We start from the raw sequence: 14,361 nt of genomic DNA, 5'->3' as shown, positions 1-14,361 counted from the left end.
GTCACGCCGCGTGGGCGGCGCGGCGTGGACCTGACGGCGGCGCTGCTGGCACACCGACGCGGGGCGCTGCCCGCCGACACGCTGCTCGACCTGGTGTGGCCCGACCAGGCGACCCGGCTCGAACCCTCGGTCGTGCACACCGCCGTGGCGCGACTGCGGCGCTCCTGGGGTCCGGGCTCGATCACCCGCGACGCTCGGGGATACCGGCTCGGCGCCGAGGTGGACACCGACGAGGACGCCTTCATCGCGCACCTGCAGCGAGCCCGGCGCGCCGGCACCTCGGCGGCCGCCCTGGCGGCGTACGACGCGGCCGTGGCCCTCTGGCGCCCGGGCCCGGCGTACGGCGGCGCGAGCGAGGAGCTCGTCGGGCCCGACCGCGCCAGACTGGCCCAGCAGCGTGACGAGGCGAGGCTGGCGCTCACCCAGCTGCTCGTCGACGCGGAGGACGCCGCTGCCCACGAGCGTGCGCTGGCCGAGGCCAGGGCGCTGCTCGGGGACAACCCGCTGCTCGAACCCGCCCATGAGCTGCTCATCACCGCCCTGGCCAGGCTCGGACGCCAGGCCGAGGCCCTGGCGGCGTACGACTCTCTCAGGCTCACCCTGCGCGACGAGCTGGGCATCGACCCTGGACCCACCGCCGCCGACCTCCATGGGCGCCTGCTGTCCCAGGACCCCCAGCTGGTGATGCCGAGGCCCCGCACCCCCCGGCTCGAGCTCTCCCGCAGCCGTCCGCCGGCACCCCTGACCTCGCTGGTGGGCCGCGAGGCCGCGATCGAGCAGATCGGGGTCGCGGTCGGGCGCCGCCGGCTGGTCACGCTGACCGGGCCCGGTGGCGTGGGCAAGACGCGGCTCGCCGGCGAGGTGCTGCGTCAGCTCGAACGGGACCTGCCGCCCGACACGCTGACGGGCTACCTCGACCTCTCCGCCCTCGAGACGGCGGAGACCGGCGAGGTGGTCGACGGACTGGCCCGGGCGCTGGGGCTGCCCTCCCGCGGCGAGGGCGGGGTGAGCGCGCTGAGCGCGACGCTCGAGGGCCGGGAGGCGGTCGCCGTCGTCGACGAGGCCGAACGTCACCTCGCGGCCTGCCGAGCCGTCCTCGGTCCGCTGCTGGCGGACTGCCCCGGCCTGCGGCTGCTGGTGACCTCTCGGGAGCCGCTGGAGCTCAGTGGCGAGCAGCTGATCGACACCCCTCCCCTCGAGGTCCCGGCGCCGGCGGCGGGCACGAGCGAGATCCTCGCCTCTCCGGCGGTGCGACTGCTGGTCGACCGGATCGAGGATCGGACCGGCCCCCTGCGGGTCGAGGACCAGGCGGCCGGCGAGCTCGGCCGGCTGGTCAGGCAGGTCGACGGCATGCCTCTCGCGCTGGAGCTGCTGGCCCGCCAGGCGAGCGCCCAGCCCCTCGCCGCCCTGACGGAGCTGGCCCGCAGGCCGCTCTCGCTGGCCGGTGAGCCCGATCGCAACCCCCGCCACCGGAGCCTGCGTGACACGGTGGCCGACTCCGTGGAGGTGCTGGCGCCGGAGCAGCGGAGGGTCCTGGAGTGCCTCGGGGTCTTCGCCGCGCGGTTCGACGAACCCGCCGCGCAGGCGGTCGCCGGCGGCGGCAGTCAGGTGCGCGAGATCCTCCATGACCTGGTCCGGCGGTCGCTGGTCCGCGTGCAGCGCGACGACGCCGGCCTGGGCATGCGCCTCCTCGCCCCGGTGCGTGAGCTGTCCCTCGAGGGGCTCGCCGCACGCGGTGAGGTCGCAGAGTGCCGACGACGCCACCGCCGGTGGTACGCCGACCGGTGGCGCGACGCGCCGCGCAGCGACGCCCTCCTCATCTCCGTGCGCGACAACTACGCGGATCACCTGCTCGCACTCCGCACCGCCCTGGAGGACCAGGACGGAGCGCCGCTGGCCGACCTCGCGATCGCCCTGGCGCGGGTGTGGGCGGTCGCCGACCACCACGAGCCGGCGCGTCGCTGGCTGACCCGGGTCCTCGACAGCGGCCTGCTCGACAAGACGGCTGACGCGCGCGTCCGAGCCCTCCGCGCGACCCTCCTCGTGCACCGCGACGGCGCCGCGGCCGCCCAGGACCTCGAGACCGCGGCCCTCGCCCTCGAGGAGGCCGGGGACGACCGGTGGCTCACCACGGTGCGACTCAACCAGGGGGTGCTGTACGCCGACCGCGGTGACTATCCGCGAGCGAAGGAGACCGGCGCGGCGGCCGTCGCCCTGGCGCGGACGGTGGACGACGAGCGAGTGGCCGAGACCGTCAGCATCCTGGCGCTGTGGACCGCGCTGGTCACCCCCGCGGCCGCCCCGCCCCTCATCGACGAGGCCTGGGCGCTGGCCAACGCCACCGGCTCGACGATCTCGCTCGAGTCGGCCGTCAACAACCTCTTCATCGCCGAGATGCAGCTCGGACGGGTCGACCGAGCCCGACGGTTGCTCGACCAGGCCGCGGCGCGGGCTGTCCCGCACGCGCCGCCGCCGTTCCTGGTGATCGCCCGCGGCTGGTCTGCGCTCTACGACGGCGATCCTCGAGCAGCCGCGCTCCTGATGGGAACCCTGGTGCCGGCCCCGGGCGAGGACGCCTCGGACACCTACGCCGCCGAGATCTTCACCTGTCTGGGCCGAGCCCTCGTCGACCTGGGCGAACCGACGGGCGACCTGCTGCTCGCCGGCGCGGCCGAGGTCCTCGAGCGCCACGGCACCGTGCTCGTCCCGTGGCAGCGACCCACCCGCGTTCCCGGCCGCGGCGGCCTGCCCGCGGTCACCTCCAGCCAGGCTCTCGGCGCCTGGCTGGCCGACGTCGCGCGCGCCGCCGTACGCGCCGTCGAAGGTTCAGCCGATGTGTCAGGCTCGGGGCATGCACCTCGAGGAAGCTGACGCGAGCGCGCCCGCTCTGCGCGAGCCGGCCCACCTCGTGTCGCCGCGCGCGGTGACCTACTGGCGCACCTCCGCGCTGCTCGCCGCGGCGGTGCTGTGGGTGCTGGCGGGGGTGGTCTTCTTCCTGCTCGGCCAGCTGCCCGACGGGCGGCCGTGGTACGTCGGCCCGCTGGCGCTGCTCGTCGTGCTCGCCACGCTGGTGCGGATCGCGGCGATGCCGGCGGTGCGCTACCGCGTGCACCGGTGGGAGGTGACGCCGACCGCGATCTTCACCCGCTCCGGTTGGCTCTCGCGCGAGCAGCGGATCGCGCCGCTGTCGCGGGTGCAGACCGTCGACTCCCACCAGGGGGCGATGATGCGGCTGTTCAAGCTCGCGTCGATCACCGTGACGACGGCGTCGGCGGCCGGGCCGGTGCGCATCGACTGCCTCGACGAGGAGGTCGCGCGACGGGTCGTGGCCGAGCTCACCGAGATCACCGGCGCCTCCGAGGGTGACGCCACGTGAGCCTGCCTCCGGACCCCGCCCCGCCCCCGGGGGCGCCGGTCGAGGAGCTGCCCCCGCCCCAGGGCTCGCCGGTCGGGGGCCTGCCGCCGCCCGCCGAGGTGGATCGGGCCGTCGTACCCCCGGGGGCCGTGGAGCCCGAGTGGCAACGGCTCGACCCGCGGATGCTGCTGGTCGGTCCCCTGGGGTCGCTGCGCCAGTTCGCGCTGCCGTTGATCGTGGCGCTGTTCGGCCTCAGCAGCTCGGCCGGCGGGCTACAGGTGTGGATGATCGGCCCGGCGGTGGCGATCCCGGTGCTGCTCGGGCTGCTGCCGTGGCTGACCACCCGCTTCAAGATGACCGGGAGCCAGTTCGTCCGGCGCAGCGGGCTGCTCAACAAGAAGCAGGTCACCGCGCCGCTCGACCGGGTGCGCAGCGTCGACCTCGAGTCGAGCCTGCTGCACCGGCTGCTGGGGCTGACCAAGGTGCAGATCGGTACCGGCGTCGACGACACCCGGATCGAGCTGAACGCGCTGTCGACGGACCAGGCCGCCGCGCTGCGGGCTGCGCTGCTGGGGCGGCGCGAGGCCGGGCCCGAGGTCGCCCCCGGCGGGGGCAGCCACGTCGCCCGCGAAGGCGACGATTGTGCGGAAACGGCAGTCGACGGTGGCGGATTGCCCACGTTTGTGCCTAAACGACAGCATTCCGAAACCCCAGCCCCACCCCACCAGCTGGCCCGCATCGACTGGTCCTGGCTGAAGTTCGCACCGTTCAGCCTGTCCCGGCTGGCGGTGGTGGCGGGCGTGTTCGGCGTGGTGTCCCAGTTCGCCGACTCGCTGCCGTTTCTCGACCAGGAGCACCTCGACTCCGGCTGGCACTGGGCGACGTCGTGGGGGCTGCCCCTGCTGGGGGCGGGGGTCGCGACGGTCGCCCTGGTCGCCTGGCTCGCGATCTCGGTCACCGGCTACGTCATCCAGTGGTGGGACCTCTCGCTGACCCGCGAGCGAGGTTCGCTTCACCTGACCTCGGGACTGTTCACCACCCGGTCGGTGACCGTCGAGGAGGCCCGGGTCCGGGGCGTGGAGCTGACCGAGCCACTCCTCCTGCGGCTGGTCGACGGCGCCGAGCTCGCGACGCTGGCCACCGGTGTCGGGTCCGGGGGGACCACCAAGGTGCTCCCGCCGTGCCCCCGCGCGGTCTGCGAGCAGGTGGGTCACGAGGTGCTCGGCGCCGACGACGCGCTCACCCGGCCGCTGACCCGACACGACCACTGGGCGCGCCGCCGGCAGCACGTCCGGGCCCAGTGGCCGGCGCTGTTCGCGGTGGCCGGCATCCTGACCCTCACCGTCAGCTTCGACTGGCCCGGATGGGTTCCCGTCGTGGCGCTGCTCGCGTTCCCGGGCGCGGCGCTCGCCGCGGAGGCGTCGTACCGCCACCTGGGGCACCTGCTCACCCCGACCCACCTGGCCGCGGGCGCCCCGGCCGTGGCCCGTCGCCGGACCGTGCTCGAGCGGGACGGGGTGATCGGCTGGGTCGTCCAGCAGTCGTTCTTCCAGCGTCGGCGGGGGCTCGCGACGCTGGTGGCCACCACCGCCGCGGGCGGCGAGCGCGTCGTCGTCACGGACCTGCCGCTCCCGCACGCCGTGGCGCTGGTCGCCGAGGTGACCCCGGAGCCGGTCGCCCCCTTCCTGGCCTGAGGGCGCCGCGCCCTAGGCTCGTCACGTGCGCCTCGCGACCTGGAACGTCAACTCCCTCCGCTCCCGCATCGACCGCGTCGAGGCGTTCCTGCAGCGGCACGACATCGACGTGCTGGCGCTGCAGGAGACCAAGGCCCGCGAGGACCAGCTGCCGCTGATGGGCCTGCAGGCACTGGGCTACGACGTCGCCGTGGCCGGGGTCAACCAGTGGAACGGCGTGGCCGTGCTCAGCCGGGTCGGGCTCGACGACATCGAGGTCGGCTTCCCCGGCATGCCGCCGTACGGCGACCCGGCGGCCGCCGAGGCGCGGGCCGTCGCGGCCACCTGCGCAGGGGTGCGGGTGTGGTCGCTCTACGTCCCCAACGGCCGCAAGCCCGACGACCCCCACTACGCCTACAAGCTCGACTGGCTGGCCCGGCTTCGCGAGGCCGCCCGCCCCTGGCTCGACGGTCCCGACCTCGCCATGGTCGGCGACTGGAACATCTGCCCCACCGACGCCGACGTCTTCGACCCGGCGCAGTTCACGAACAGCACCCACGTCACGCCGGCCGAGCGGGCGGCGTTCCAGGGCTTCCTCGACGACGGCTATGCCGAGGTCACCCGCGGGCATGCCCCGGGCTACACCTACTGGGACTACTACCGCCAGCGCTTCGAGCGCGACCGCGGCCTCAAGATCGACTTCGTGCTGGCCAACCCGTCGCTGGCGGCCCGAGTGACCGGCGCGTTCATCGACCGCGAGGAGCGCGACCCGGCCGCGTTGCCCGGCGCTCCCTCCGACCACGCGCCGGTGGTCGTCGACCTGGACTGACCGCCCCTGCCGCTCCCGTCACACCGTGACTGTCGGTGGCGTCATCCACCCTGGTGGCATGGAGATCACCATGCTCGTCCTCGGGTTGCTCGTCGGTGTGCTGGTCGGCGGGGCCGCGACCGTGCTGGCTCTCAGCCGGCGTACCGTCGGTGGCACGCAGGGCGCCGCCGACCAGGCGGTGCTCCGCGAGGGGTTGGAGCGGCTGCACGACCAGCTCCGCGACCTCGACCACCAGCGCGCCAGCTGGCAGGGGCAGCTCGCCCAGCAGGTGCTCGACATGCGCCACTCCACCGACCTGCTCCGCCGGGAGACCCAGTCCCTGTCGACCGCGCTGCGTCGGCCCCATGTGCGGGGCCGCTGGGGCGAGCTCCACCTGCGCCGCGCGGTCGAGATCGCCGGCATGGTCGCCCACTGCGACTTCACCGAGCAGGCCCGGCTCGACGACGGCTCGCTGCGACCCGACCTGGTCGTCCACCTGGCCGGCGGCCGCCGGGTCGTGGTCGACGCCAAGGTGCCCCTCGACGCCTACCTCGACGCCGGCACCACCGACGACCCCGACGAGCGCGACCACCATCTGCGCCGGCATGCCGAGCAGCTGCGCCGTCACGTCGAGCAGCTCGCCGCCAAGCGCTACTGGCGGGCGCTGCCCGAGACGCCGGAGTTCGTGGTGCTCTTCGTGCCCGCCGAGTCGTTCCTGGCCGGCGCCCTCGAGACCAGCCCCGACCTGCTGGAGTACGCCGCCGCCCGCCAGGTCGTGCTGGCCACCCCCACCACCCTGATCGCGCTGCTGCGCACCGTCGCCCACGGCTGGCGCCACGAGGCGCTCGCCGACCGGGCTCGCGACATCCACGCGCTCGGCAGCGAGCTGCACGACCGGCTCGGCACCCTCACGGGTCACCTCGACACGCTGGGCCGCTCCCTCAACGCGGCGGTGGGCCACTACAACCAGGCGGTCGGCTCGTTCGAGGCGCGGGTCCTGGTGTCCGCCCGCCGCCTGGGCGAGCTCGAGATGACCGACGACGAGCTGCCCTCACCGCGGCAGGTGGAGTCGGTGGCCCGCTCGGTCGAGCCGGTGCCGCTGCGGGCCGCCGACCGGCGCGGCGCCCACGACGACGACCGCGCGAGCCCTAGCGTGGCCCTGTGACCGACGTCGTGACCGACGTGCCCGCCACGGAGTCGTCCGTGTGGACGCACGGCCGAGAGTCCGGCCCGCAGGTGGTCGTGCTCGGGGTCGCGGTCGCCCTCACGGTGGTGGTGCTCGACCTGGCCCTGGTCGGCGAGCTCAGCCAGTTCTTCGACCTCTGGTTCATCGTGCTGTGCCTCGGCCTGGCGGTGCTCGTTCGGCCCGACGGGTTCTTCACCGTCGGCGTGCTGCCGCCGCTGATGATGGCGGCGGTGTTCGCGCTGGTCGGCGCGGTGTCACCCGAGGCGGTCGCGCACGCCGACGACTCCGTGATCCAGGCGGTGGTGTCGGGGCTGGCCACCCACAGCAGCGCCCTGGTCGCCGGCTACGTCCTCTGTCTGGGCACGCTGCTGCTCCGCCAACGCTCGCGGCGCGGCTGACCGCCCACCAGCGCGGCGAGAGCTCAGCCCTCGAACCGGGCCGGGTCACCGGCCCCGGCCCGCACGACCTCCGGCACGCCCTCGGACCAGTCGATCACCGTGGTCGGCTGGGCGGTGACCTCGCCGCACTCCAGCACCAGGTCGACCTGGTGGTCGAGGTCCTCCTTGATCGCCCAGCCGTCGGTGCGCGCCTCCTCCTCGCCCGGGAGGATCAGCGTGGTGGACAGCAGTGGCTCGCCGAGCGCCTCGAGCAGCGTCTGGACCAGCCGATGGTCGGGGATCCGCACGCCCACGGTGCGCTTCTTGGGGTGCAGCAGCCGGCGCGGCACCTCGGGGGTGCCGGGCAGGATGAACGTGTAGGGCCCCGGGGTGGCCGCCTTGATCGCCCGAAACGCCGCGTTGCTCACGTGCACGAAGTGGCCGAGCTGCGCGAAGTCGCGGCAGACCAGCGTGAAGTGGTGACGTTCGTCGAGGTCGCGGATCCGCAGCATCCGGTCGCGTCCGTCGCGGTTGCCGATCCGGCAGCCGAGCGCATAGCCGGAGTCGGTGGGATAGGCGATCAGCGCGTCGTCGTCGCGGAGCGCGTCGACGACCTGCTGCACGAGACGGGCCTGCGGGTTGTCGGGGTGCAGGTCCACGAAGCGCGCCACGGCGTACTCCTCAGCCCCGCTGCGCGGCCCGCAGGTCGCGGCGCAGCTCGGGGGGCAGGGCGAAGATCAGGCTCTCCTCGGCGCTGTGCACGGCCCGGGCGTCGGGATAGCCGCGCTCGCGCAGGAACTCCAACACCCCCTGCACCAGCTCCTCCGGCACCGAGGCGCCCGAGGTCACACTGACGGTGCGGACGCCGTCGAGCCACGCCTCGTCGATCTCGCCGGCGTCGTCGACGCGGTGCGCCGCCGTGGCCCCGGCCTCGAGCGCCACCTCGACCAGCCGGACGCTGTTGGAGGAGTTGCCGGACCCGACCACGATCACCAGGTCGGCGTCGCGGGCGATCTCCTTGATGGCGAGCTGGCGGTTCTGGGTGGCGTAGCAGATGTCGTCGCTGGGCGGGTCGAGCAGCTGTGGGAACCGCTCGCGGATGGCCGCCACCGTCTCCATCGTCTCGTCGACCGAGAGCGTCGTCTGCGAGAGCCAGGCGACCTTGGCGGGGTCGCGCACCTCGATCTGGGCGACGTCGGCCGGGCTCTGCACGAGCTGGATGTGCTCGGGCGCCTCACCGGCGGTGCCCTCGACCTCCTCGTGGCCGGCATGCCCGATCAGCAGGATGTCGTAGTCCTCGCCCGCGAACCGCTTGGCCTCGTGGTGGACCTTGGTGACCAGCGGGCAGGTGGCGTCGATCGTCTTCAGCCCGCGGGCCTCGGCCTGCTGGTGGACCAGCGGCGAGACGCCGTGGGCCGAGAACACCACGGTGCACCCCTCGGGCACCTCCTCGAGCTCCTCGACGAAGATCGCGCCGCGCGACTCCAGGTCGGCCACCACGTGCTTGTTGTGGACGATCTGCTTGCGGACGTAGACCGGCGCGCCGTAGAGGTCCAGGGCCTTCTCGACGGTGATCACCGCCCGGTCGACCCCGGCGCAGTAGCCGCGCGGGGCCGCCAGCAGCACGGCGCGGTCGGCCTCCTCGGGCGTGAGGACCGGCGGCGTTCCGAGGTCGGAGGTCATGGTCGCCACTCTAGAGGGGGCGCCGTGACCCGGCCGAGTCGGCGAGCCCGCGGCTGCGGCGTACGCCGACGGGGTCGGCGCGGTGGCCTAGGCTCGCGCCGTGGCCCTGCAGACCTCCCCCGAGCAGCCGGCGCCGGTCCGGCAGATCGCCAGCGCGATCGCCGGCTGGGTCGACCGACTCGGTGCGGTGTGGGTCGAGGGCCAGGTCGCCCAGGTCAACCGGCGGCCGGGCGTCGGCACGGTCTTCCTGACCCTGCGCGACGCCGCGGCCGACATCTCGGTGCCGGTGACCTGCTCACGCGTGCTGTTCGACAGCCTCGACCCGCCGCTGGTCGAGGGGGCCAGCGTGGTGCTCCACGCGAAGCCGTCCTACTACGCCAACCGCGGCACGCTCTCGCTGGCGGCCCGCGAGATCCGGATGGTCGGGCTCGGCGAGCTGCTCGCCCGGCTGGAGCGCCGCCGCCAGCTGCTCGCGGCGGAGGGGCTGTTCGCCCCCGAGCTCAAGCGCTCGCTGCCCTTCCTGCCCACCTGCGTCGGCCTGGTGACCGCCCCCGGGTCCGCCGCCGAGCGCGACGTCCTCGACAACGCCCGGCGTCGCTGGCCGTCGGTGCGGTTCCGGGTCGTGCACGCCGCGATGCAGGGCACCCGGGCGGCCACCGAGGTCATCGAGGCGCTCGAGCGGCTCGAGCGCGACCCGGAGGTCGACGTGGTCGTGGTCGCCCGAGGCGGCGGCTCGGTGGAGGACCTGCTGCCCTTCTCCGACGAGGCCGTGGTCCGTGCGGTCCATCGGATGCGCACGCCGGTCGTCTCGGCGATCGGGCACGAGCCCGACCAGCCGCTGCTCGACCTGGTGGCCGACGTCCGCGCCTCCACCCCCACCGACGCCGCCAAGCTGGTCGTGCCCGATGTGGCGGAGGAGGTGCGCGGGGTCACCTGGGCGCGTGACCGGATCCGCGCCGTCCTAGGCCAGCTGGTCGCCCAGGAGCAGGCGGGGCTCGACGCGCTGCGGTCCCGGCCCGCGCTCGCCGAGCCCACCACGCTGATCGGCGCCCGGGTGGAGGAGGTCGACGCCTTGCTCCAGCGCGCCCGGCGCACCCTCGGCCACCTCCTCGACCGTGCCGACGACGACCTCGGCCACCAGCGCGCCCGGGCGCGTGCGCTGTCGCCGCTGGCGACCCTCGAGCGGGGCTACGCCGTCCTCCAGGGCGCCGACGGTCAGGTGCTCACCTCGGTGGCCGCCGTGGCCGCGGGTGACGCCGTGGCGGTCCGGGTCGCCGACGGCCGGGTGCACGCGACCGTCGACCGGCTCGAGCAGCTGGGGCCGGGTGCCGAGGAGCCCGCCGACGAGACCGACGAGGGAGCACACGATGGCTGACGAGCAGGCCGAGAGCCTGTCCTACGAGGTGGCCCGCGAAGAGCTGATCGAGGTGGTCCGCACCCTCGAGGCTGGCGGCGCCACCCTCGAGGAGTCACTGGCGCTGTGGGAGCGCGGCGAGCACCTCGCCACGGTCTGCCAGCAGTGGCTCGACGGGGCGCGTGAGCGGCTCGAGGCGGCCCGCAGCGGTGGCGACGACGACGGTTCCTCCTGACCGGCCGACCTCGCCCAGGGCCGACGGAGACCTAGGAGTCCGCGCCGGAGTCCGCGCTCGGGCTCGGCGTGCCGCTGCGCCCGTCGAGGGGCGCGGTGGTGAGCAGGCCCAGCAGGGTGCGCAGGTCCGCGTCGTCCGCGGAGCCGTAGACCAGCAGCGGCTGGTCACCGACCTCGGCGGCGTAGGCGTGGTCGCCCCCGCTGTCACTGAAGGTGCGCCACTGCGACGCCACCTCGGTGGGCAGGGTGACGGGGTCGCCCTCCACCGCGCGCTCGTCGACGTAGGTCGACACCAGCCCGTCGAGCGTGTCGCCCCCCTGCTGGATGCCGACGAAGTCGCCAGCGTCGGTGAGCATCCCCACCGTCCAGGCTCCCGGCTCCCGGCCGGCGGCCACGCTGGTCGCGATCCAGCCGTCGGGCAGCCGGGCGGGGTAGGCCGGCTCGAGACCCATCTGCTGCGCCTGGGCGGCGACCGACAGATAGTCCAGCGCCTCCGGCTGCACCTCCAGCGGGTCCCGGTTGAGTGCGCGGAAGCCGATGAACGCCGCGACCGCGAGGATCGTGACGATGAGCGCGCCCGCCATGCCACCCGCGGAGCGCTGGTAGCGCGCGCTGCGTCCGGGGCGCGGGGAGGACTGGCTCACGGCGACGATGGTGCCACGCGGCCGGGTCCCGGACGTCGTCGCCTCCGGGCTACGGTGTCCATGTCGGCGCCGCGGCCTACGGTGGGGGGACCATGACGACCCCGACCGACGCCGGCCCGCTCACCGAGCCCGCCCCGCCGCTGGCCGACCAGGCCCGCGAGGCACTGCGCCGCCTGGTCGGGCGGGCCGATGCCGACTTCCGCGACGGACAGCTCGAGGCCGTGGCCGCGCTGGTGGCCGACCGGTCGCGGGTGCTCGTCGTGCAGCGCACCGGCTGGGGCAAGTCCGCGGTCTACTTCGTGGCCACCGCGCTGCGGCGCGCCGCCGGCGCCGGCCCGACGGTCATCATCAGCCCCCTACTGGCGCTGATGCGCGACCAGATCGCTGCGGCCGAGCGGGCCGGCATCCGAGCCGTGACGATGAACTCCGCCAACGCCCAGGACTGGGACGCCGTCCGCGAGGCGCTGGCCGACGACGCCGTCGACGTGCTGCTGGTCAGCCCCGAGCGGCTCAACAACCCGCGCTTCCGCGACGAGCAGCTGCCCGACCTGGCCCGTCGCTGCGGGCTCCTGGTCGTCGACGAGGCCCACTGCGTGAGCGACTGGGGCCACGACTTCCGTCCCGACTACCGCCGCATCCGCGACCTGCTCGACGGGCTCCCCGCCGACACGCCCGTGCTCGCCACCACCGCCACCGCCAACGCCCGCGTCGTGCACGACGTCGAGGAGCAGCTCGGGGTCGGCGGCCGATCCGTGCTCACCGTGCGGGGCTGCCTGGCTCGCGACTCGCTGCGGCTGGGGGTGCTGCGCTCGATGTCGCCCGAGCAGCGCCTCGGCTGGCTGGTCGCCCACCTCGACGACCTGCCCGGCTCGGGCATCGTCTACACGCTGACCGTCGCGGCCGCCGAGGATGTCGCAGCGGCGCTCACCGAGGCCGGTCATCCGGTGGCGTCCTACACCGGGCGCACCGACCCCGCCGACCGGGAGCGCCTCGAGGACGCCCTGCGACGCAACGAGGTCAAGGCGCTGGTCGCCACCTCGGCGCTCGGCATGGGCTTCGACAAGCCCGACCTGGGCTTCGTGGTGCACCTCGGGGCACCGAGCAGTCCGGTCGCCTACTACCAGCAGGTCGGCCGGGCCGGCCGGGCCACCGAGCGGGCCGACGTGCTGCTCCTTCCCGGCCCGGAGGACAAGGACATCTGGCACTACTTCGCGAGCGTCTCGATGCCCCGCGAGGCCCAGGCCGACGCGGTGCTGCGCACCCTCGCGGAGGCCGGCCGGCCGCTCTCGACCGCCGCGCTGGAGACCGCGGTCGACGTACGCCGCACCCGGCTCGAGCTGCTCCTCAAGGTGCTCGACGTGGACGGGGCCGTGCAGCGGGTGTCCGGCGGCTGGGCGGCCACCGGCCGCCCGTGGACCTACGACGGCGAGCGCTACGACCGGGTGGCCGCGGCCCGGCGCGACGAGCAGCAGCTGATGCTCGACTACGAGCGCACCGACGGCTGCCGGATGGCCTTCCTCCAGGAGACCCTCGACGACGACACCGCCGAGCCCTGCGGGAGGTGCGACGGCTGCGCCGGGGTGTGGTTCCCCACGGAGGTCCCGGAGCGGGTGGTGGGCGCCGCCCGCGCGCGGCTCGACCGGGTGGGGGTCGACCTCGCGCCGCGCGCCCAGTGGCCGACCGGGATGGACCGGGTCGGGGTGCCCGTCAAAGGCCGGATCCCCGCCGAGGAGGCGCTGCTTCCGGGACGGGCCCTGGCCCGGCTGTCCGACCTGGGCTGGGGCCAGCGGCTGCGTGACCTGCTGCGCGACGACGCACCCGCCACGCCCGAGCTGCTCCGCGCCTGCATCCCGGTGCTCGCCGAGTGGGGCTGGGAGGACCGGCCCGTGGGTGTCGTGGCGATGCCGTCTCGCTCGCACGGACAGCTGGTCGCCTCGCTGGCGTCCGGGCTGGCCGAGATCGGCAGGCTGCCGCTGCTCGGCTCGCTCGACCCTGCGCGCGGCGGGCCGACCGGTGACATGGGCGGCAACAGCGCGTTCCGGCTCGCCGGGGTGTGGGAGCGGCTGGCGGTCGGACCCGACCTGGCCGCGACGCTGACGACCGCGCCCGGCCCGGTGCTGCTGGTCGACGACGTGGTGTCGTCACGGTGGACGATGACCGTGGCCGGGCGGGCGCTGCGGCTCGCCGGAGCCCCGGGGGTGCTGCCGTTCGCGCTCGCGGTCGACGGCTGATCAGGGGGCGGCGCGCAACGCCCGCAGCACGGCTCGGTGGACGCTCGGGTCGACCGCCATCCCGACGTGCGAGGCGCCCACCTCGACCGCCTGGGCCTGCGGGTCCAGACAGGCCCGCCAGTCGACCACCCCGTCGCGCCGCGAGTAGACCGCGGTGAAGGGCAGTCCGGCGGCCAACGGCACCCGACTGGAGTCGAAGCTCTCGCGGGCGCAGTCGCCGGCCACGCACTCCTCGGCCATCAGTCCTGGCATCCCGGCCCGGCTCAGCCGCACCAGCAGGTCGACGCCGGCGGCCAGGGACAGGTGGTGGGCACCGGGCGCCAGCATCGGCGAGCCGAGGGTGACCAGGCCGGCGACCAGGTCGGGCCGCCGCACCGCGAGGCCCCGGGCCAGCATCCCGCCCAGGCTGTGGCCGACGAGGTACGCCGGCCCGCCACGCCGCTGCACCACCCCCTCGAGCCGCTGCTCGAGCTGGGCGACGGCGTCGAGGGTGCAGCCCACGTTGAGCCCGATGCCGGAGCGGTAGGTCCGGTAGCCCGCATGCCGCAGCGTCCGCGCCAGCGCCGCGAGGGTCAGGTCCCCCGCGAAGAACCCGGGAACCAGCACGACGGGCGCCGGGTGCCGCGATCGGCCCGCGTGCTGCGGAGGCCGGCCGGCCGCGACGGCGTACCTCAGCGACTCGCCGACCACGCTGGCCTCCCGGAGCAGGGCAGCCAGCGGCGGCCGGACGAACCCGTCCGGCCGGAGGAAGGGCGCCGCCTGCGTCACGGAGACCGCGGTCATGCGCATGGACAGTACGCCTGCGCCGACGGATTC

At 74.9% G+C, this 14,361-nt stretch carries 13 protein-coding genes; 9 read left to right on the top strand and 4 right to left on the bottom strand.

Translation table 11 applies throughout. The features are described 5' to 3' along the window. Positions 1-24: 24 nt before the first annotated feature. From R2740_RS04760 to R2740_RS04735, 6 genes are read left to right on the top strand one after another with little or no spacing between them, the layout of a single operon-like run. Positions 25-2,871, top strand: coding sequence for a BTAD domain-containing putative transcriptional regulator (locus tag R2740_RS04760; RefSeq protein ID WP_371301542.1), 2,847 nt, complete (start codon positions 25-27; stop codon positions 2,869-2,871). After that, positions 2,852-3,376 (top strand): PH domain-containing protein, encoded by a 525-nt coding sequence (locus tag R2740_RS04755; RefSeq protein ID WP_371301541.1) that lies wholly within the window; start codon positions 2,852-2,854, stop codon positions 3,374-3,376. The genes R2740_RS04760 and R2740_RS04755 overlap by 20 nt, the downstream gene beginning before the upstream one ends. Then, complete coding sequence (locus R2740_RS04750) at positions 3,373-5,049, top strand: PH domain-containing protein (protein ID WP_371301540.1); 1,677 nt, start codon at positions 3,373-3,375, stop codon at positions 5,047-5,049. The genes R2740_RS04755 and R2740_RS04750 overlap by 4 nt, the downstream gene beginning before the upstream one ends. Before the next feature lie 25 nt (positions 5,050-5,074). Next, on the top strand, positions 5,075-5,857 hold the full coding sequence (locus R2740_RS04745) for an exodeoxyribonuclease III (RefSeq protein WP_371301539.1): 783 nt from the start codon (positions 5,075-5,077) through the stop codon (positions 5,855-5,857). A gap of 58 nt (positions 5,858-5,915) precedes the next feature. Beyond that, on the top strand, positions 5,916-7,001 hold the full coding sequence (locus R2740_RS04740; RefSeq protein WP_371301538.1) for a DNA recombination protein RmuC: 1,086 nt from the start codon (positions 5,916-5,918) through the stop codon (positions 6,999-7,001). Continuing rightward, entirely contained in the window at positions 6,998-7,420 is a 423-nt protein-coding gene (locus R2740_RS04735; RefSeq protein WP_371301537.1) for a DUF6542 domain-containing protein, read from the top strand. The genes R2740_RS04740 and R2740_RS04735 overlap by 4 nt, the downstream gene beginning before the upstream one ends. Before the next feature lie 23 nt (positions 7,421-7,443). Here R2740_RS04735 and R2740_RS04730 read toward each other — a convergent pair whose 3' ends face one another. Both R2740_RS04730 and R2740_RS04725 read right to left on the bottom strand, forming a co-directional pair. Further along, entirely contained in the window at positions 7,444-8,070 is a 627-nt protein-coding gene (locus R2740_RS04730) for an L-threonylcarbamoyladenylate synthase (RefSeq protein WP_371301536.1), read from the bottom strand. Between the two features lie 10 nt (positions 8,071-8,080). After that, on the bottom strand, positions 8,081-9,082 hold the full coding sequence (locus tag R2740_RS04725) for a 4-hydroxy-3-methylbut-2-enyl diphosphate reductase (protein WP_371301535.1): 1,002 nt from the start codon (positions 9,080-9,082) through the stop codon (positions 8,081-8,083). Positions 9,083-9,182: 100 nt separating this feature from the next. Here R2740_RS04725 and xseA point away from each other — a divergent pair, with 100 nt between their 5' ends. Together xseA and R2740_RS04715 are read left to right on the top strand one after the other, a co-directional pair. Beyond that, the gene (gene xseA / locus R2740_RS04720; protein WP_371301534.1) at positions 9,183-10,457 is read left to right on the top strand and encodes an exodeoxyribonuclease VII large subunit; all 1,275 of its coding nucleotides are present in this window, start codon (positions 9,183-9,185) and stop codon (positions 10,455-10,457) included. Beyond that, positions 10,450-10,671, top strand: coding sequence for an exodeoxyribonuclease VII small subunit (locus tag R2740_RS04715; protein ID WP_371301533.1), 222 nt, complete (start codon positions 10,450-10,452; stop codon positions 10,669-10,671). The genes xseA and R2740_RS04715 overlap by 8 nt, the downstream gene beginning before the upstream one ends. A gap of 31 nt (positions 10,672-10,702) precedes the next feature. On the opposite strand, the gene R2740_RS04710 is transcribed toward R2740_RS04715, so the two are convergent. Further along, a complete protein-coding gene (locus R2740_RS04710; protein ID WP_371301531.1) occupies positions 10,703-11,314 on the bottom strand; it encodes a DUF4245 family protein in 612 nt (203 codons plus the stop codon). A 92-nt stretch (positions 11,315-11,406) separates the two neighbouring features. On the opposite strand from R2740_RS04710, the gene R2740_RS04705 reads away from it, so the two are divergent. After that, positions 11,407-13,545: an ATP-dependent DNA helicase RecQ gene (locus R2740_RS04705; protein WP_371301530.1), complete on the top strand. Its 2,139-nt coding sequence runs from the start codon at positions 11,407-11,409 to the stop codon at positions 13,543-13,545. On the opposite strand, the gene R2740_RS04700 is transcribed toward R2740_RS04705, so the two are convergent. Continuing rightward, the gene (locus tag R2740_RS04700; protein WP_371301529.1) at positions 13,546-14,328 is read right to left on the bottom strand and encodes an esterase/lipase family protein; all 783 of its coding nucleotides are present in this window, start codon (positions 14,326-14,328) and stop codon (positions 13,546-13,548) included. Between the last annotated feature and the right edge of the window lie 33 nt (positions 14,329-14,361).

Source organism: Nocardioides sp. (assembly GCF_041393715.1).
Taxonomy (GTDB): Bacteria; Actinomycetota; Actinomycetes; order Propionibacteriales; family Nocardioidaceae; genus Nocardioides.
Note: the sequence above shows the minus strand (reverse complement) of the source record. Positions and strands in the feature narration are given on the sequence as shown.

What these genes read in the sequence shown, in the direction of transcription:
- R2740_RS04725 (WP_371301535.1), bottom strand. Translation starts at nt 9,082, where the DNA reads ATGACCTCCGACCTCGGAACGCCGCCGGTCCTCACGCCCGAGGAGGCC.
- R2740_RS04755 (WP_371301541.1), top strand. Translation starts at nt 2,852, where the DNA reads ATGCACCTCGAGGAAGCTGACGCGAGCGCGCCCGCTCTGCGCGAGCCG.
- R2740_RS04715 (WP_371301533.1), top strand. Translation starts at nt 10,450, where the DNA reads ATGGCTGACGAGCAGGCCGAGAGCCTGTCCTACGAGGTGGCCCGCGAA.
- R2740_RS04705 (WP_371301530.1), top strand. Translation starts at nt 11,407, where the DNA reads ATGACGACCCCGACCGACGCCGGCCCGCTCACCGAGCCCGCCCCGCCG.
- R2740_RS04700 (WP_371301529.1), bottom strand. Translation starts at nt 14,328, where the DNA reads ATGACCGCGGTCTCCGTGACGCAGGCGGCGCCCTTCCTCCGGCCGGAC.
- R2740_RS04740 (WP_371301538.1), top strand. Translation starts at nt 5,916, where the DNA reads ATGGAGATCACCATGCTCGTCCTCGGGTTGCTCGTCGGTGTGCTGGTC.